This window comes from uncultured Flavobacterium sp., from assembly GCF_963975005.1.
In the GTDB taxonomy this organism is placed as follows: Bacteria; Bacteroidota; Bacteroidia; order Flavobacteriales; family Flavobacteriaceae; genus Flavobacterium.
In genome coordinates, this window is the sequence record NZ_CAXBFR010000025.1 from 1 (window position 1) to 18,281 (window position 18,281).

An 18,281-nucleotide genomic window follows, 5' to 3' on the forward strand; every position below is an offset into this window, starting at 1 on the left:
AATGCCCGTAATTTTGGGTGAAGTTGATATTTTGAAATCTATTTTGACCTTACCAGGTGTTACAAATGCTGGTGAAGGACAATCAGGTTTTAATGTACGTGGTGGTGCAGTAGATCAAAATTTGATACTTTTAGACGAAGCTACAATTTATAACTCCTCGCATTTATTTGGCTTCTTTTCGGTATTTAATGCTGATGCTATTAAAGATTTAAAATTATATAAAGGTGGAATTCCAGCTCGTTTTGGAGGAAGAGTAGCTTCTGTCTTAGATATTTATCAAAAAGAAGGTAATAGCAAAGAGTTTCATGTTAATGGTGGAATTGGTCTAATATCAAGTCGAATTTTGGCAGAAGGACCAATCGTTAAAGACAAAGGTTCTTTTTTAGTTAGTGGAAGAAGTTCTTATGCTCATTTATTTTTAAAACTTACTGACAATCAAAATTCAGCTTATTTTTATGATTTGAATACAAAATTAAGTTATAAAGTAAACGATAACAATAACTTATACCTTTCGGGTTATTTTGGACGAGATGTTTTTAGCTTGAATAAAAGCTTTGTAAATACTTATGGTAATAGTGTTTTAAACTTCCGTTGGAATCATCTTTTTTCTGATAAGTTGTTTTCAAATGCCTCCTTAATTTATAGTGATTATTATTATGGTTTAACCCTTGATTTTATTGGATTTAATTGGGATAGCGGAATCAAAAATTACAATTTCAAATATGATTTTAAACATTATTTGACAGACAAAACAAAATTAACGTACGGAATCAATACCGTTTATTACGACTTTAATCCAGGTAAAATTGAGCCAACAGATTCAAATTCTGGAATAAATCCTGATCAATTAGATAAAAAATATGCCTTTGAACCAGCTATTTATGTTGATGCCGAACAAACTATTTCAGAAAAATTATCTATAAATTATGGTTTAAGATACAGTATGTTTTATAGATTGGGAAGTCAAGAAATAAATGTGTATGAAAACAATCAAGCTGTAAATTATGATTCAGATTTAAAAATTTACGAAAAAGCAACTCCAATTGGAACTAAAAAATACGGATCGAATGAAACTATTGCTAGTTTTGGAAATCTTGAGCCAAGATTAGCATTATCGTATTCTATCGATTATAAACAATCTATTAAAATGAGTTATAATAGAATGAGTCAATACTTGCATTTGATATCAAATACACAATCTCCTACTCCATTAGACGTTTGGGCACCAAGTGATGATTTTCTAAAACCTCAAATATTAGACCAATATGCAATTGGTTACTTTAGAAATTTTGAAAATGGAAAATATACTTTAGAAGTTGAATCCTTTTATAAAGACATAAAGAATAGATTAGATTATATAGATGGAGCAGATTTAATTGCAAACAATGCTATTGAACAGGTTGTTTTAGCAGGAAAATCAAGAGCTTATGGCTTAGAAGTTCTAATTAAAAAAAATGAAGGTAAATTAAGTGGTTGGGTTTCTTACACTTTATCCCGTTCAGAACAACAAACAGCTGGAAGAACTGCTGATGAAATCGGAATAAATAATGGTAATTGGTACAAAACAGGTTGGGATAAAACACATAATTTATCTATAACCGGAATGTATCAACTGAATGATAAATGGAGCTTTGGTAGTATTTTTAGTTTACAAACTGGACAGCCTGTAACTTTTCCAAATGGACAATACCAATATTTAGGGATAACTGTTCCAAGTTTTAGCGAAAGAAATAGTAACAATTTACCAACTTACCATCGTTTAGATATTTCGGCCACAATGACCCCAAGAAATAATACAGGAAAGAAAATAAAAGGGGAATGGGTTTTTGGAATCTATAATCTTTACAGTAGAAAAAATGCAGCTTCTATAAGTTTTAGACAAAATCAAGATTCAGGAAATAACGAAGCTGTTCGTTTGTCTATTTTTGGAATAGTTCCAAGTGTAACGTATAATTTTAAATTTTAAATCATGTTTAAATTCATATATAAAATAGCTACATTATTTATACTTTTAATTGTAATGGCTTTAAGCTTAATAAGCTGTGAAGATGTTGTTGATGTTAATTTAGACACTGCTAAGCCTAAATTAGTTATTGAAGCTTCAATTCTATGGAAAAAAGGAACAAATGGCAGTCAACAAAAAATTAAACTTACCAAATCTTCAGAATATTTTTCAAATGCAACTCCCTCTATTGTTTCTGGAGCAAATATAACAATATCAAGTAGTACTAATACTTTTAGTTTTTTATATAATTCAAGTTCCAATGATTATAATTGTAATAATTTTATACCTGTTATTGGTGAAAAATATGAGATTACTATTATTGTAGATGACGAAGTTTATAAAGCAACAGAAACCTTACTAGCTGTTCCGATAATTGATTCGGTAGAACAAAATAATGAGGGTGGTTTTTTAGGTGATGAAATTGAAGTAAAATACTTTTTTCAAGATGATGGAACAACTGATAACTTTTATTTAGTACAATTTAATTCCAATTTTAATTTATTACCTGAATATGATGTAATTAATGATCAGTTTTTTCAAGGGAATCAAATGTTTGGATTGTATAGCAATGACAATATGGTTCCCGGAGACGAACTTACTTTTACATTGCATGGAATTTCAGAACGATATTATAATTATTTAAATGTATTATTAGGAATTGCCGGTGGAAATGGAGGAAGTCCTTTTAGTACGCCACCAGCTACTGTAAGAGGAAATTTTGTAAATCAAACAAATCCTGATAACTTTGCCTTCGGTTATTTTAGTCTTTCAGAAATTGAGACTAAAACCTATTTTATCGAATAAATTTTAAAATCTTAAATTACATGTCTTCACACCATATTGTTCGCGATGATCAAGAACCAGCTTTAATTATAGCAAATGGTGCAGCTTGTAATGAAGAATTACTAGGCCAACTATTAGAATGGTCTCCTTTAGTAATTGTATTAGATTCTGCTATTGAACGTGTTTTAGAATTAGGCATAAAAATCGATGTTTTATTAGGTGATTTTGATAGAGGTTTTGATGCAAATTTCTATAAAGAAAGTCAATATCCAATAGAAATAGTTCATACACCAAACCAAGACAAAACAGATTTAGAAAAAGCCTTTGATTATTTAATTGAACGAAAAATTCCAGCTGTAAATGTCATTTGGGCAACTGGAAAAAGAGCAGATCATACAATAACAAATATTACAAACATAGTTCGGTATAGAAATTTACTAAAAATTGTAATTTTAGATGATCATTCCAAAATATTTTTACTGTCTTCGAGCTTTGAAAAATGGTATACAAAAGACAGTGTTATATCTTTAATTCCAATTGGTGAAGTAATTGATATTCATTCAACTAACTTGTTTTATCCTTTAGATAATTTATCGTTAACAATTGGTTACAAAACAGGAAGCAGTAATCATGTTGCTGAAGATGGAATCGTTAAAATCATACATAAATCTGGTGATCTACTTTTGATGGAATGTTGGGATTGATTTTGTAACTTTACATCTTTAAAACTAAAGTAAATATATGAAGTTTAAAGTCGTATCAGATTATAAACCAACTGGTGATCAGCCTCAAGCTATTGAAAAACTTTCAAAAGGTATAATCAATGGTGAAAAATATCAAACTTTATTGGGAGTAACTGGTTCTGGTAAAACGTTTACTGTTGCTAATGTTGTCCAGGAAGTACAAAAACCAACTTTAGTTTTAGCCCATAACAAAACGCTTGCCGCTCAATTGTATTCAGAATTCAAACAGTTTTTCCCTGAAAATTCGGTACAATATTTCGTTTCTTATTACGATTATTACCAACCTGAAGCCTTTATTCCTGTAACTGGAACTTATATTGAAAAAGATTTATCTATCAATGAAGAGTTAGAAAAACTGCGTTTAAGCACTACTTCTGCCCTACTTTCTGGTCGTAGAGATATTATTGTGATTTCATCTGTTTCTTGTTTATACGGAATCGGAAATCCGGTTGAGTTTCAAAAAAATATCGTTACGGTTGAAAAAGATCAGGTAATTTCTAGAACTAAATTATTGCATCAATTAGTGCAAAGTTTATATTCTAGAACGGAAATGGAATTTACACCAGGAACCTTTAGAATTAAAGGTGATACTGTTGAAGTTTTTCCAAGCTATGCTGATGATCCTTTCAGAATTCACTTTTTTGGGGATGAAATTGAAGAAATTGAAGCTTTTGACGCAAGAGATGCAAAAGTGATTGAAAAATACGAAAAGCTGAATATTTATCCTGCCAATATGTTTGTGACTTCACCTGATGTGCTTAATGGTGCGATTTGGGAAATCCAACAAGATATGGTGAAACAAGTGGAATATTTCAAAGAAATTGGAAAACATTTAGAAGCCAAAAGATTAGAAGAACGTACCAATTTCGACTTAGAAATGATTCGCGAATTAGGCTATTGTTCTGGAATTGAAAATTATTCTCGTTATTTAGACGGAAGATTACCTGGAACAAGACCTTTCTGTTTGTTAGATTATTTTCCAGATGATTTTTTAATGGTTGTGGATGAAAGTCACGTAACGCTTTCTCAAGTTCACGCTATGTATGGTGGTGATAGAAGTAGAAAAGAGAATTTGGTTGAATATGGTTTTAGATTACCTGCAGCGATGGATAATCGTCCTTTAAAGTTTGAAGAATTTGAAGGGTTACAAAATCAAGTTATTTATGTTTCTGCAACTCCGGCTGATTATGAATTAGAAAAATGTGAAGGTGTTTATGTAGAGCAAGTTATTCGTCCAACAGGATTATTAGATCCAATTATTGAAGTTCGTCCTAGTTTGAATCAAATTGATGATTTAATTGAGGAAATTCAATTGCGTTGTGAAAAAGACGAACGTGTTTTAGTGACTACTTTAACCAAAAGAATGGCTGAAGAATTGACCAAATACTTGACAAAAGTTGCGATTCGTTGTCGCTATATTCACTCTGATGTTGATACTTTGGAACGTGTTGAAATCATGCAAGATTTACGAAAAGGAATTTTTGATGTTTTAATTGGTGTGAATTTATTGCGTGAAGGTTTAGATTTACCAGAAGTTTCACTTGTAGCAATTTTAGATGCTGATAAAGAAGGTTTTTTGAGAAGTCACAGATCGTTAACCCAAACAGTTGGTCGTGCAGCCAGAAACATAAACGGAAAAGCTATTTTGTATGCTGATAAAATCACCAAGAGTATGCAAAAAACGATGGATGAAACTACTTATCGTAGAGAAAAACAAATGGCTTACAACATTAAACATGGCTTAGAACCAAAGGCTTTGAATAAAAGTTTAGGAAGCGCTTTGAATAAGAATTCAGTATCCTCTCAATATTATGAAAACATTGAATATAAAGCAGCTGAACCAGAAAGTGCCTACTTATCCAAACCAGAAATAGAAAAGAAAATTCGTGAAAAGCGAAAAATTATGGAAAAAGCAGCTAAAGATTTAGATTTTATGGTTGCTGCCAGATTAAGAGATGAGATTAAGGCTTTGCAAGAGAAGATTTAAATTTCAATTTCAAAAATCAATATCAATAAAAATAAAATGAAAAACTTATTACTTTTAACTTTATTCTTAATGCTTTTTTCTTGTAAAGAGAGTAAAAAAGAATTGGTTGAAGTAAAACAAGTTTCAAATGAATTTATTCTTGAGTTTCTAAATGAGATATTATCTGACTCAACAGAAACAAGATATTTTAGAAATGAAATTCGAATGATTTCAAATTTTGCACCAATGGTTAGAGATACAGATTTTTTTTATATGGATTTAGAAGACAAAAAATTTAATTCATTGGTTGATTACAAAGCCGATTTATTAAATACAAAAGATACTACTTTTATAAAAAATCAATTAAATAATAATCCAAAATTAAATTTAGATTTTCTTTCAAATTATGGGTTCGTAATATTTGATTATAAAAAATACTTTGATGATCAGATGGGTATAGTTTCAATAGATAAAAAAATTCAAATTGAAAATGTAAAAAATGGATTCAATATAGACTCTGAACTATTAATGATTGAAAAACCAACATTTAATAAAGAATTAAATTTAGCATATATTAGATTCAAAAATGGTTCAAATGGAAAAAAAGTACTTTTTGAAAAGAAAAACGGAAAATGGAAATTATTAAAAGAAATATCAACTTGGAATGAACATTATTAAAATAACAATATGAATAACATAAACGAAATACTAGAATTAACAGACGAAATCGAAATCATTGAAGCGGTTGGAGCCAACATTTATAAAAAGAAAGAACAATCAGATGATTTTACTTTACTAAACGATTACGAACGTAATTTTGTTTACATAGATGTGTTCGAAGCAGCTATGAATGAAGGTGGTTTCAATAACTTTTTTTGTACAGAAGCCGGAAACTTTGCTTTGGAAATCAAAAATGCCTACAAAGCTATAAATGCACCAAAAACAGCCTTATTAATTGAAAAAGCTTTGGGTTTATTTCCTAATGATGAATATAATGATAAATTAGACGAAAGAAATAAGCAGTTAGCCAAAATGGATGAAATGGTTTTTTCGGGTTGGGAAGATTTAGATGAATTATTTTTTGATGAAGAACAAGAAGAAGATATTGTAGCTTTAATTGTGGAATACATTAGAAAACATAAAGAAAAATTTAATTAGTTTTTTAATTACTAATTCAACTGCTCATGAAATGCAGCAATCAGAACATCTCCATCAATCATTCTTGTTGGAGATTTTTTCATTAAATGAAGTACACGTTTCATAGCATAAGGATTCAATCCCATATTAATACCAATTTCGTTGATTTTTTTGGTTTCACTTTCGTGTAAAACACCATCAACATGCATTAATAAAGCTAATCTGTAAAATTGACAAATTCGACTGATTTCATCCTTAATAATCAATTTTTGCTCTTTCTTATTGTAAAGTTTTAGCATGGTTACCTTATCAATTTCTAATTCTTGGGCAATCATTTCAATAAAGTCATATTCTCTGTCATGTAATTGTCCGTCTATCAATGCGAAGGCAATCATTTCTTGCAATAAACTAATTTTCTCTTGGTAAGTTTCCATCAAAATGCTACTTTTATTAAAGATTTTAAATTCAAATATAATTAAAAATGCAAAAATATTTTCTATTTTTTATAACATTTTTTTATTCCGCTTTTCAAATACAGGCTCAAAATCGCTATTCAACATTTGAAATTAAAGCAACACAATTAGATACAATTAAAAAAATTTGGGTTTATCTTCCTTTGAATTATGATACTTCAAACAAAAAATATCCTGTAATTTATATGCATGATGCTCAAAATTTATTTGATGCAAAATCCTCTTATGCAGGTGAATGGAAAGTTGATGAAACTTTAGATAGTTTAAAAGCCAACGTAATTATAATAGGCATTGAACACGGAAATAATAAAAGAATTGATGAATTAACTCCATACAAAAACGAGAAATATGGTGGTGGAAATGCCGATTCCTATTTAGATTTTATTGTGTCTGATTTGAAACCTTATGTAGATAAAACCTATCGTACAAAATCCAATAAGATGAATACTGCCATAATGGGAAGCTCAATTGGAGGTTTAGTTTCTTTTTATGCAGGATTGAAATATCCGAAAGTCTTTGGAAAAGTAGGCTGCTTCTCTCCTTCTTTTTGGTTTTCTGATGAAATTTATGAACTGACCAAAAAAACTAAAAAAATAAACACCAAGATTTACTTTATGTGTGGCGATAAAGAAAGTGAAAATATGGTCGAAGAAATGACAAAAATGGAAGACATTATAAGAAATAAACGTTGCGATTGCTTAAATCTTACTAAAATGATTATTGTTAAAGAAGGAGAACATAATGAAAATTTATGGGCAAAGGAATTTGCAAAAGCGTATCTTTGGCTTTTTTAAGAGAATTTAGAATCAAATTATTACAAGAAGATGACAAATAACGATATATTTAAGAAACTGCGCGTAGCTTTACAATTAAGAGACGAGCAAATAGTTGAGATTTTAGAATTAGTAGATTTTAGAATTTCTAAAGGTGAATTAGGAAACGTTTTTAGAAAAGATGATCATCCTAGCTATATTGAATGTGGTGACCAATTGCTACGTAACTTTTTAAACGGTTTAGTAATTAAACTTCGTGGTACAAAAGAAGATCCTAAAAATGCTAGTGAAGAATTATTTAAAATTGCCAATTCTAAAATAGATTTAGAAACAGGTGAAAAATTAGTTGCCACTAAGAAACCAGCAGCTAAAAAACCTTATGCAAAAGACTTTCCAAAAAAGAAGTATGACGACAAGCCAAAATATGATGATAAACCAAAATATGATTCTAAAAAGAAACCATCTTATAAAGACAAACCAAAAAAAGTAGAAATTGTTGAAAAAGTAAAATTTAACAACGGAAAGCCTAAGAAGAAATAATTTATTATATATAAAATATTTTAATCCTATCAGTTTATTCTGATGGGATTTTTTTTATATTTACAAGTACTTATAGCTATTTGTTAGCTGTCTATATAAAATAATTTAGTAGAAATATTAAATAAATAATGAATATAAAATTATTATTATGAAAAAAATATTATTCCTTTCAATTGTTCTCATTTTTAATTCATGTAATAAAGATGATGCAGATAATAAAATTAGTAATACTTCAATAGATTTAGTTACTGGTCTTACTTTACGACAAACAATAGATGATACTTTTTTGACATTAGGGAACCCAAATATATACACTAATAATATATTTATTATTTATCCAAATTCATCTACAGGTTTTTTATCAATTGCTTCAAATGATTCTATTTCTGATGTTTGGGTTATTCCTGGAAATCCAGTTAAAATCCATAAACAAACTGATTTTAGTGCTGTTTTAAATTCTAGTCTTTATTCTGAAAGTCAAATTCAGGATAAATCACAATTAGAATTAAATGACATTAATTCTCTAAATATAATTTTAGATATAAACAGTTTAAATTCTGGATATTATAAAGTTTTCGTAAAAATAAATAACACCATTTATTGGGATAATATTTATTTAGAAAAAAATGGTGATGAAAATTCTTTCAATGAAATCATAAACTATTGGAATTAATCAATCCATACTCAAAGCATTCAACAACATTTGAGCAGAAGCTTCATTGGTTGCTAAAGGCACGTTATGTACATCACAAATACGAATTAACATAGAAATATCTGGTTCGTGAGGGTGACTTGAGTTAGGATCTTTAAAAAACAATACCATTTTCGTTTTACCTTCTGCTACTCTAGCGGCAATTTGTGCATCACCACCTAAAGGTCCAGAAAGCATTCTTTTTACTTTTATGCCAACAGATTCAACTTTTCCACCTGTTGTTCCAGTTGCAATTAGTTTTATGTTTTCTTCAATTAGAAGGTGTTTGTTCTTATTTAAAAATTGTACCATGTCAGCTTTTTTTCCGTCATGAGCAATTATAGCTATTTCATATTTGTTTTTCATAGTGTAAAAGTATAAAAAAACCTGATTCATCTGAATCAGGTTTTTTTTTAATTATTGAGAGAATGATAAGCAATTAAACCATCAATTGGTCTTCGCAAAGCATTACCCATTTTATAGCCATACTTTGTGAGCATAGCTTCTAATTCATCCTTTAAATAAAAGGCTATTGAACCTACGAAATGAACAGGTACATTTTTATGATTTTCAAATTGCATCACATAATTTTTAACAAAAGACTTTAATTCCTTCTTAATTATTTTTTTGCAAAATTCTTCATCTTTATGCTTTATTAAAAACTTAGCAAACGTAGCTAAATAAGCATTCGGATTAGGTTCTTTGTATAACTTGTTCTTTATAAAATCTGCATCAACATTAAACTCTTTTTCAAACTCTTTTGCCATATTTGGAGGCATTTTATTAAAATAAAAACCTCTTAATAAGTGTCTTCCAAAACGATTGCCAGAGCCATCATCCATTGCTATATAACCTAAAGATTGTACTTTTTGATGTAATGATTTACCGTCAAAAAAACTGCAATTAGAACCTGTTCCTAAGATACAAACAATTGCTTTTTCGTCCTTTGGAGTTGTAGCATAAACGGCAGCATAAGTATCTTCGTAAACTGTTACATCAGCATTTTTGAAATACTCTTGAAAAACATTAGTTAAAAAGTCTTTCATTCTGTCAGTTCCGCAACCAGCTCCATAAAAATATAGTTTAGAAGCTTTGTCTCTGTTGTGAGATATGTCAAATTTTTCTTCTAAACGACTAATTACTTGTTCTTTACTCAATACTTCTGGATTTAAACCTAAAGTTTGTGTCGTAAAAAGCACTTTTCCATCGTCATCAATTGCAATCCAATCCGCTTTTGTAGAACCACTATCAACGAGTAATTTCATGTTTTTTTTGTTTTTTTTTGATCATACAAAATTTTGACTAATCAAATAATCGAAATTTCGAATCATCAAATATATTATAAATTTGAAATATGAACTGATAAATCAATTAATTTACTTGAATATCCATATTCATTATCATACCATGACATAATTTTGAAGAAAGTTGAATTTAATCCAATTCCAGCTTTAGCATCTACAATTGAAGTTCTTGAATCAGAAACGAAATCTTGAGAGACAACGTCGTCTTCTGTATATCCTAAAATTCCTTTCATTTCATTTTCAGAAGCTTTTTTCAAAACAGCCATAATCTCTTCATAAGAAGTTTCTTTTGCTAACTTTACAGTTAAATCAACAGCAGAAACATCAGCCGTAGGAACACGCATTGACATACCTGTTAATTTTCCGTTTAATTCTGGAATTACTTTTCCAACCGCTTTTGCAGCTCCAGTTGAAGAAGGAATCATATTTAATAAAGCAGAACGTCCACCACGGAAATCTTTACGAGATGGTCCATCAACTGTCAATTGAGTTGCTGTTGTAGCGTGAATAGTTGTCATTAAACCTTCAACAATTCCGAAATTATCATTAATTACTTTTGCTAATGGAGCTAAACAGTTTGTTGTACAAGAAGCATTTGAAACAATTGTATCAGAAGATTTTGCTTCCATATGATTTACTCCCATTACAAACATTGGAGCATCTGCAGAAGGAGCCGAAATAACTACTTTTTTGGCACCACCATCAATATGAGCTTGAGCAGTTTCTAATGTTGTAAAAATACCTGTACATTCAGCAACTACATCAACATCAACATCTTTGTCATCCCATTGGATTAATTTTGGATCTCTTTGTGCTGTAACTCTAATGAATTTATCGTTTACATATAATTTTCCGTCTTTAACTTCTACTTTTCCAGCAAAACGACCGTGAACTGAATCATATTTTAATAAGTAAGCTAAATGATCTACATCTAATAAATCATTAATTGCTACTACTTCTACATTATCTCTGTTCATTGATTCTCTAAATACAATTCTACCAATTCTACCGAAACCGTTTATTCCTAATTTTACTTTTGACATTTTTACTATGTTTATTATTTTATTATTGTGTGTGTGTTTAAATTGACATGATGTCAGAAACTCTTACTAATTCTAAATCAATAGCAGATTCACCTTTAATCGCTTGTTCTAATGGAGTTAGTTCAATAACATCTTTTAAAATTCCAACCATATAGTTTGATTTTCCTTCTAAAAGTGATTCAACTGCTTTTACTCCTAATCTTGAAGCTAAAACTCTATCAAAGCATGAAGGAGCACCACCACGTTGCATATGTCCTAAAACAGATACACGTACATCATATTCTGGCATATGTTCTTCCACGTAATCTTTTAATTCAAAAACGCTTTTTCCTATTTTATCACCTTCAGAAACGACAACGATACTTGACGATTTTCCTGAAGCTTTACTTTTTCTTAAAGATTCTAACAAACGTTCTAAACCTAAATCTTCTTCAGGAATAAGAATTTCCTCTGCTCCTGCTCCAATTCCAGCATTTAATGCAATATGTCCAGCATCACGACCCATAACTTCAACGAAGAAAAGTCTGTTGTGTGAACTGGCCGTATCTCTAATTTTATCTATTACTTCTACAACTGTGTTTAAAGCGGTGTCATATCCTAATGTATGGCTTGTTCCAAAAATATCGTTATCTATAGTTCCTGGAATTCCCATTACTGGAAAATTATATTCATTATTAAAAATTTCGGCTCCAGTAAAAGATCCATCACCACCAATTACAACAAAAGCATCAATTCCAGCTTCTGTAAGTTTCTCGTAGGCTTTTTTTCTACCCTCAGGTGTTCTAAATTCAATTGAACGAGCCGATTTTAATACGGTACCTCCTTTGTTTACAATATTATTTACAGAACGTGGTCCCATTTCTTTGAAGTCCCCTTCAATCATTCCTTGGTAACCTCTATAAATACCTATGCATTCGATATTATGAAAAGCACAAGTACGAACTACAGAACGAATAGCAGCATTCATTCCTGGTGAATCTCCACCAGAAGTTAAAACTCCGATTTTTGTAATGCTTTTTGACATATTTTTATTATTTAAGGTAAAATTAGCTGATTTATAATTTTTATTCAATGTTTTTAGAAAAAATATAATAATTACTCATATTTTCAAACGTTTTCGTTGATAAGTTTCTTGAGAATTCAATTCAAAACACCTGAATTAAATATGCTTTTTAGAAAAAAAAAGCAGAATAATGAGAATTATTCAATCTCTGGAGCCGTTTCTTCTTTTTCTTGCTCCTTCTTTTTATTCTTGTCTTGTACAGTAATATTAATATATTCTGGATCTAAATCAGAATCAGGAGGATTTTCATCGTAAGGATTTTTTTCATCTTTTGCTTTTAAAGTATTAGGGGCAAATACTTTTCTCCACAATTCAGAAATATTATCAAAATCAACATTATATGACAATCCAATTCCTTGGGTATAGCCAATTCCTTGACCAATGTAACTAATATCGTTTTCTTTATTAAATGCTCTTGCACGCAAAGTATTATCTTCATTTAATTGATATTGCAACTCAACATTTCCGACTACACCAGACTGACTAATTCCACCGACAGGTACCCCAACTTTTCCGTTAATAGAAAGTTTATCATTAATTTGAGAGCTTAAATTTACACCAACTTGATCTGAAATATTATTTATTCGTGAACCTGTTGTATAACCTAAACCAACTTTTATTTTATCATCTTCATTTGAAATAATATCTTGTAACAAACTACTGGCTGTTTCAGTCAATGCATTGGAGTAATAATCGCTGGCAACTGCTCCTTGTGCAAAATAAGTTCCACCCGCTAAAACAGATAGTGCTTGCTGTTGACGCGTATCTTTATCTGATAATTTATATAAAATTTCTGATTTATAAACAGAACTTACATTTGGATATTCTAAACTAAAGTCTGTTTCAGGGTTTTGTAAATTTCCTGTAATTTTAATAACTACATCGGTATCAACTTTTCTATTCGATATAGAAGAAGATTCTAGCAAAACTGATGGATTTGTTTGGGTATGATAAACAGCTTCTAAATTTAAAATTGCATTCATTGGGTCACCTTGCCAAACAATATTACCATATTTTTTAACGGCTAATTTTTTTGATATTACTCCGCCATATTTAAAGTTATATTCACCGTCCCAAATTACATAATCACCATCCATTGTAAAAACTCCGTTGGTATTTATATGCATAAACATACCTCCTTCACCCCTACCTTTCATAGAGTGACCAGTATCTTGGTTTAAAATAACTTCAATTTCTGCATCCTTTGTTATATCAAAATCTAATACTAAATCTAAACCTCCTAGATTTCTAATATTTTCTTTTATTACTTTTTCTTCACCAACTTTAATGATATTGATATAAGATACTTCTCCATAATTCTCGGTGTCTTGTACCGGAATTTTAATAGAGGTTCCTCTTTCTGATTTTCCAGAAACTTTGATTTTTAAACCTTCAACTGGTCCGTTTATAGAAGCTGTTCCATTTAAGAAAGCAGTGCCGTAATAATATTCATCTTCTTTTTCTTTGGTGTCTAAGGCTAATATATTTCTTGATGATAAATTCAAATCTAAAACCCAATTATCTAAATTTTTGTGTTTTACATTTCCAGAAATTATTCCTTTAGTATTATATTTTGTATCTGTAATTTCAAAACTTCTAAATAAAAATTGATTTTCAGTCACATCAATCCTAGATCTATCTTCTAAATTGAAATCAACATTTAAATAAGGTACATTCATACCTGCATTGTCTAAATAAATAATTCCATCAATTTCTGGATCATTAGCTTTTCCTGTAATACTTGCTCTTCCTGTTGCTAAACCTCTCATGTCTGAAAAGACAGCACTCAGTAATGGACCAAGTGGTTTAATGTCAAAATCTTCAACCTTTGTATCTAAAGATAGTAAAGCCTCTTTATTGACAATTTCTATGTTTCCTTTGGTGTAAAAACTTTCAAAACCATCTCTAGTAATCGTAGAATTTACATTAAATTTTCTAAAATATTCATCACTTGTAATTTGAAGGTTTAAATCTCCAATATCATAATTATTAATTTGTAAACTATCTATCCTAACATCAGAAATAGGTTTGTAAATATCTTTATCTTGTTTAAAATCAATCATTCCATTCATTCTACCTGCGAACGTAAGGTTGTTTAATGCTGGTGTAACTTTGTCTAGGTCAACATTATTAAACTTAAGATTTAAATCTTTATAATCCTTCCCTTTTATAACACCTTCAAAAGAAAAAGATTCATCCTTATTTGAAAATAATAGTTTTTGAAAATCAAAATTTTCTAACTTTTTATCAAATACAATTTTGTTTTTTGAATCTTCATCCTCATTTATATACCAAAGACTGTTTTTAAAGTTTATTTGAGAATTTTTAAAACCAATTACTGAGTTTTTATCTTGATTAATTGTGTGGTATAAATTCAAATCGTAATTATCCTCTTTATCTTTTCCTCCTTTAAATTCTGTTCTAAAGAATAAAGTGTCGTTTTGAGTAATATTAATTAGATTAAATTCTGATATGTCATAAAAATCAGTATGCAAACTATCTAATGAAATATAGGCATTGTATAATGGATTTTTATTATCAATATCAATGATAATTCCACTAAATTTATTCTTGTCAATTGATACGGAAGGTGATTTAAAATCAAGCGTAAACAATTCTTCATCTGAAATAATTTTACCCTTCACTCTGGTATTTTCTCCAACTTTAACATTTGGCAAAATGGCTCCAATAATTTTATTATAAATCGTAAAATCAAAAGTCATATATTGATTTGGCAATAGTTTATTAGGCGAGTAATTAGCATATAAACTACCTGCTGCATTTTCTAATAATTTTTGTAATTGATTGAATTTAAACTTACCAACCACTTTTCCACTAACAATATCAGGTGACTCTACAGATATAGTTCTTTCATTATTAATATCAAAAGACGATTCTAAAACAAAATCATCAAAAAAGTAAAAATCCTTATTATTTTGATAATATAGATTCTTAAGGTTTACTGTTCCATAAATTTCATCAATAGAATTTCCTGTAGCATTAATATCTACTAACCCTTTAATAATTGATATACTATCTTTTGTATAAATATTTAAAGCTTTTAGATTTGCGTAATCAATATTAGCTTTAAAATTATAGTTTTTAGATTTTGAACTCAAATCAACAATGCCATTAAAATCCATTTTGAGATTTTTATCATTACTATTAAAGTAGCCTTGAAAATAAGGCATTTTTAATTTACCGTCAATTTCAATTTTTTGATAGGTATAGCCATCATAAGTTAGCGATTCAACATAACCATTAATTTTAGTATCTAAATATTCTTTTGTGAATCCTTTTCCATCAACATCTAGATTTAGTGTTGTTTTACCTATGGTTTTTTCACCAATTAAGGTTCCAATATCAAATCTATTTAAAACGACATTACCATTATATTCAGCTTTGTCGATATTATTTAAATTATTGATGTATAATTTTGATTTCAAATAGCCTAGTTCTGACAACATAACAACATCAGCATCAATATCATTATAAGTCAAATCCATCGTGCCGTTTATGTCAAAACTACCTAAAAGTGCTAAAGATGATGGCAATCTTTCTCCTAAAAGTCTTGGCATTAAACTTTTAATATCATCATATCTAGAATAAATTTTATTAAAATTTCCAGAAATTTCGAACTCCCTTTCTTTTTTAGTCAATAAATTTTTAAAAGTTACATTTCCTCTAATTTCTGAACCATATTTATCTACTAGACTTAAGTCATTAGTTGTGAAGTTATTCAGCGTTCCTTTTAAATGTGTATCAACATAAAAAGTGTTATTCGGACCAAATTCATCATAAAAATAATTTAAATCATTGGTCGAAATTGTTGCTTTATCAATTTGAACATCAAAAACTACTTTGTTGTTAAAATCTTTAAAATCTTCTCTTTTATATAACAACTTTACGTTACCCTCAAAATTTGAATTTACGGTTTTTAAAGCTAATGTATCTAAAATTATATTTGTCTTAGTATAAGTAAACTTTGAAGCTAAATTCTTGATTTCTAGACCTCTATGGTCTTTAAATGCTAATGATTTAATTGAAGTTGTAACATCACTTCCTTTAATTGCAAATTGATCAAGTTCTCCATTTAAGTTTGTAAAATAGAGTAGTTTTGGCGTTTCTAAATTATAATCTGTGTAGGAAAACGAACTATTGCTAATTTTCATATTATTAACGAACATTCTAAATTTTCCTGAACTTGGACTTCCATCATCAAACGAAGCAATAAAATCATCTAGATTGGTTTCTTTATCTCCTTTGTATTGTATGATGTTAAAATGTAAACCATTAGCTATCAAATTTTTTAAATAAGGATGACCATTATTTATTAATTTACTAACCTGAAGAATTGACGTTTGAAGCTTGTCAATTTGAAAAAGGTCACCGTTTTTTTTATCTTTTGCTACAATGTTTTTCAACTTTACATTTCCAAAAGGACTTATAGCAACTTTCTCAATAGATAAATTAGTACCAAAATCTTCGTTTAAGGAATTCGTAACATATTGACCTAGTTTTGTTTGCACAAAAGGCAATGACAAAAGTATACCCGAAACGAGTAACAAAATCAACAAACCCAATAGGGTACGAAGTACTATTTTTTTAAATGTTTTGATACGAAAAAAATGTTTTAAATTTGTGCTTTAAAATTAACACTAAACTTTCGGAAACAAAAATAACTATTTTTGAAAGATATTCTTACTAATTAACAAATTTCGTGCCTCTTTTATGATAAATAAATCAATATACACATTAGCCATAGAAAGTTCTTGTGATGATACATCAGCTGCTGTATTAATTAACGATAAAGTTATATCAAATGTTGTAGCTGGGCAACCGATTCATGAAGAATTTGGTGGCGTTGTACCAGAATTAGCCTCAAGAGCTCATCAACAAAACATTGTACCTGTTGTAGATATAGCCTTAAAAAAAGCTGGAATTACTAAAGAAAACTTGAGTTGCATAGCATTTACTCAAGGTCCAGGACTAATGGGTTCCTTATTAGTTGGTGGTTCATTTGCAAAATCAATGAGTTTAGCTTTAGATATTCCGTTAATTGCTGTTAACCATATGAAAGCTCATATTTTAGCTCATTTTATTGATGAAGACGGATTTGAAAAACCTACTTTCCCTTTTTTAGCGTTAACAATTAGTGGTGGCCATACACAAATTGTGAAAGTCAATAGTTTCTTTGATTTAGAAATTATTGGCGAAACAACGGATGATGCAGTTGGAGAAGCTTTTGATAAAAGTGCCAAAGTATTAGGTTTTCCTTATCCTGGTGGACCATTAATTGATAAATTTGCTAAAGAAGGAAATCTAAAAGCCTATAAATTTACCAAACCTAAAGTAGATGGTTTAAATTTTAGTTTTAGTGGTTTAAAGACACAAATTCTATATTTCATTCAAAAAAGTGTAGCAGAAAATCCTAACTTTATTGAAGAAAATAAAGCCGACATTTGTGCTTCTATTCAACATACAATTATAAATATCTTAATGGATAAACTAAAAATGGCTGTTGCAGAAACAGGAATTAAACAAATTGCCATTGGTGGTGGTGTTTCTGCAAATTCAGGCATTAGACAAACTCTGAAAGAAGGAGAACTAAAATACGGTTGGAAAACCTACATACCAAAATTTGAATATACTACTGATAATGCGGCCATGATAGGTATAGTTGGCTATTATAACTTTCTAGAAAATAAATATAGTGATGCCTCTACAGTTTCTAAAGCTCGAATTAAATTTTAAATTAAA

General features: G+C 29.3%; 16 protein-coding genes. 10 read left to right on the forward strand and 6 right to left on the reverse strand.

The features are described 5' to 3' along the window. From AACZ53_RS04830 to AACZ53_RS04855, 6 genes are all read left to right on the forward strand, one after another. Positions 1 to 1,966, forward strand: a 1,966-nt coding sequence (locus AACZ53_RS04830; RefSeq protein ID WP_339835216.1) for a TonB-dependent receptor plug domain-containing protein, incomplete at its 5' end; no start/stop codon positions are given. A 3-nt stretch (positions 1,967 to 1,969) separates the two neighbouring features. Beyond that, complete coding sequence (locus AACZ53_RS04835; protein WP_339835218.1) at positions 1,970 to 2,809, forward strand: DUF4249 domain-containing protein; 840 nt, start codon at positions 1,970 to 1,972, stop codon at positions 2,807 to 2,809. Positions 2,810 to 2,829: 20 nt separating this feature from the next. After that, positions 2,830 to 3,492, forward strand: a complete 663-nt coding sequence (locus tag AACZ53_RS04840; protein WP_339835221.1) for a thiamine diphosphokinase — start codon at positions 2,830 to 2,832, stop codon at positions 3,490 to 3,492. 37 nt (positions 3,493 to 3,529) lie between these two features. Then, positions 3,530 to 5,518: an excinuclease ABC subunit UvrB gene (gene uvrB / locus AACZ53_RS04845; RefSeq protein ID WP_339835224.1), complete on the forward strand. Its 1,989-nt coding sequence runs from the start codon at positions 3,530 to 3,532 to the stop codon at positions 5,516 to 5,518. A gap of 36 nt (positions 5,519 to 5,554) precedes the next feature. Further along, positions 5,555 to 6,175 carry a hypothetical protein gene (locus AACZ53_RS04850; protein ID WP_339835226.1) on the forward strand — a complete coding sequence of 207 codons (621 nt, stop codon included), beginning with the start codon at positions 5,555 to 5,557 and terminating at the stop codon, positions 6,173 to 6,175. A gap of 9 nt (positions 6,176 to 6,184) precedes the next feature. Then, positions 6,185 to 6,655: a DUF4375 domain-containing protein gene (locus AACZ53_RS04855; RefSeq protein ID WP_339835228.1), complete on the forward strand. Its 471-nt coding sequence runs from the start codon at positions 6,185 to 6,187 to the stop codon at positions 6,653 to 6,655. Between the two features lie 11 nt (positions 6,656 to 6,666). On the opposite strand, the gene AACZ53_RS04860 is transcribed toward AACZ53_RS04855, so the two are convergent. Continuing rightward, positions 6,667 to 7,068, reverse strand: coding sequence for an excinuclease ABC subunit B (locus AACZ53_RS04860; RefSeq protein ID WP_339835231.1), 402 nt, complete (start codon positions 7,066 to 7,068; stop codon positions 6,667 to 6,669). A 47-nt stretch (positions 7,069 to 7,115) separates the two neighbouring features. On the opposite strand from AACZ53_RS04860, the gene AACZ53_RS04865 reads away from it, so the two are divergent. The 3 genes from AACZ53_RS04865 (at position 7,116) to AACZ53_RS04875 (ending at position 9,093) form a co-directional block, all read left to right on the forward strand. Further along, positions 7,116 to 7,901, forward strand: coding sequence for an alpha/beta hydrolase-fold protein (locus AACZ53_RS04865; protein WP_339835234.1), 786 nt, complete (start codon positions 7,116 to 7,118; stop codon positions 7,899 to 7,901). Positions 7,902 to 7,931: 30 nt separating this feature from the next. Continuing rightward, complete coding sequence (locus AACZ53_RS04870) at positions 7,932 to 8,420, forward strand: DUF1456 family protein (RefSeq protein ID WP_339835236.1); 489 nt, start codon at positions 7,932 to 7,934, stop codon at positions 8,418 to 8,420. A gap of 148 nt (positions 8,421 to 8,568) precedes the next feature. After that, on the forward strand, positions 8,569 to 9,093 hold the full coding sequence (locus AACZ53_RS04875; RefSeq protein WP_339835238.1) for a hypothetical protein: 525 nt from the start codon (positions 8,569 to 8,571) through the stop codon (positions 9,091 to 9,093). Here AACZ53_RS04875 and AACZ53_RS04880 read toward each other — a convergent pair whose 3' ends face one another. The 5 genes from AACZ53_RS04880 to AACZ53_RS04900 all read right to left on the reverse strand — a co-directional run bounded on the left by AACZ53_RS04880 (position 9,094) and on the right by AACZ53_RS04900 (position 17,050). After that, entirely contained in the window at positions 9,094 to 9,477 is a 384-nt protein-coding gene (locus AACZ53_RS04880) for a methylglyoxal synthase (protein WP_026715882.1), read from the reverse strand. Between the two features lie 47 nt (positions 9,478 to 9,524). Beyond that, a complete protein-coding gene (locus tag AACZ53_RS04885) occupies positions 9,525 to 10,376 on the reverse strand; it encodes a BadF/BadG/BcrA/BcrD ATPase family protein (RefSeq protein ID WP_339835242.1) in 852 nt (283 codons plus the stop codon). 74 nt (positions 10,377 to 10,450) lie between these two features. Then, positions 10,451 to 11,458 carry a type I glyceraldehyde-3-phosphate dehydrogenase gene (gene gap, locus AACZ53_RS04890; protein WP_339835244.1) on the reverse strand — a complete coding sequence of 336 codons (1,008 nt, stop codon included), beginning with the start codon at positions 11,456 to 11,458 and terminating at the stop codon, positions 10,451 to 10,453. Between the two features lie 37 nt (positions 11,459 to 11,495). After that, on the reverse strand, positions 11,496 to 12,482 hold the full coding sequence (gene pfkA, locus AACZ53_RS04895) for a 6-phosphofructokinase (protein ID WP_339835246.1): 987 nt from the start codon (positions 12,480 to 12,482) through the stop codon (positions 11,496 to 11,498). 176 nt (positions 12,483 to 12,658) lie between these two features. Next, positions 12,659 to 17,050: a translocation/assembly module TamB domain-containing protein gene (locus AACZ53_RS04900; protein ID WP_339835250.1), complete on the reverse strand. Its 4,392-nt coding sequence runs from the start codon at positions 17,048 to 17,050 to the stop codon at positions 12,659 to 12,661. A 202-nt stretch (positions 17,051 to 17,252) separates the two neighbouring features. Between AACZ53_RS04900 and tsaD the strand changes: the two genes are divergently transcribed. Further along, positions 17,253 to 18,275 (forward strand): tRNA (adenosine(37)-N6)-threonylcarbamoyltransferase complex transferase subunit TsaD, encoded by a 1,023-nt coding sequence (gene tsaD / locus AACZ53_RS04905; RefSeq protein WP_339835252.1) that lies wholly within the window; start codon positions 17,253 to 17,255, stop codon positions 18,273 to 18,275. Positions 18,276 to 18,281 lie beyond the last annotated feature (6 nt).

What these genes read in the sequence shown, in the direction of transcription:
- AACZ53_RS04880 (WP_026715882.1), bottom strand. Translation starts at nt 9,477, where the DNA reads ATGAAAAACAAATATGAAATAGCTATAATTGCTCATGACGGAAAAAAA.
- tsaD (WP_339835252.1), top strand. Translation starts at nt 17,253, where the DNA reads ATGATAAATAAATCAATATACACATTAGCCATAGAAAGTTCTTGTGAT.
- gap (WP_339835244.1), bottom strand. Translation starts at nt 11,458, where the DNA reads ATGTCAAAAGTAAAATTAGGAATAAACGGTTTCGGTAGAATTGGTAGA.
- AACZ53_RS04855 (WP_339835228.1), top strand. Translation starts at nt 6,185, where the DNA reads ATGAATAACATAAACGAAATACTAGAATTAACAGACGAAATCGAAATC.
- AACZ53_RS04865 (WP_339835234.1), top strand. Translation starts at nt 7,116, where the DNA reads ATGCAAAAATATTTTCTATTTTTTATAACATTTTTTTATTCCGCTTTT.
- AACZ53_RS04850 (WP_339835226.1), top strand. Translation starts at nt 5,555, where the DNA reads ATGAAAAACTTATTACTTTTAACTTTATTCTTAATGCTTTTTTCTTGT.
- pfkA (WP_339835246.1), bottom strand. Translation starts at nt 12,482, where the DNA reads ATGTCAAAAAGCATTACAAAAATCGGAGTTTTAACTTCTGGTGGAGAT.
- AACZ53_RS04860 (WP_339835231.1), bottom strand. Translation starts at nt 7,068, where the DNA reads ATGGAAACTTACCAAGAGAAAATTAGTTTATTGCAAGAAATGATTGCC.
- AACZ53_RS04835 (WP_339835218.1), top strand. Translation starts at nt 1,970, where the DNA reads ATGTTTAAATTCATATATAAAATAGCTACATTATTTATACTTTTAATT.
- uvrB (WP_339835224.1), top strand. Translation starts at nt 3,530, where the DNA reads ATGAAGTTTAAAGTCGTATCAGATTATAAACCAACTGGTGATCAGCCT.
- AACZ53_RS04885 (WP_339835242.1), bottom strand. Translation starts at nt 10,376, where the DNA reads ATGAAATTACTCGTTGATAGTGGTTCTACAAAAGCGGATTGGATTGCA.
- AACZ53_RS04840 (WP_339835221.1), top strand. Translation starts at nt 2,830, where the DNA reads ATGTCTTCACACCATATTGTTCGCGATGATCAAGAACCAGCTTTAATT.
- AACZ53_RS04870 (WP_339835236.1), top strand. Translation starts at nt 7,932, where the DNA reads ATGACAAATAACGATATATTTAAGAAACTGCGCGTAGCTTTACAATTA.
- AACZ53_RS04875 (WP_339835238.1), top strand. Translation starts at nt 8,569, where the DNA reads ATGAAAAAAATATTATTCCTTTCAATTGTTCTCATTTTTAATTCATGT.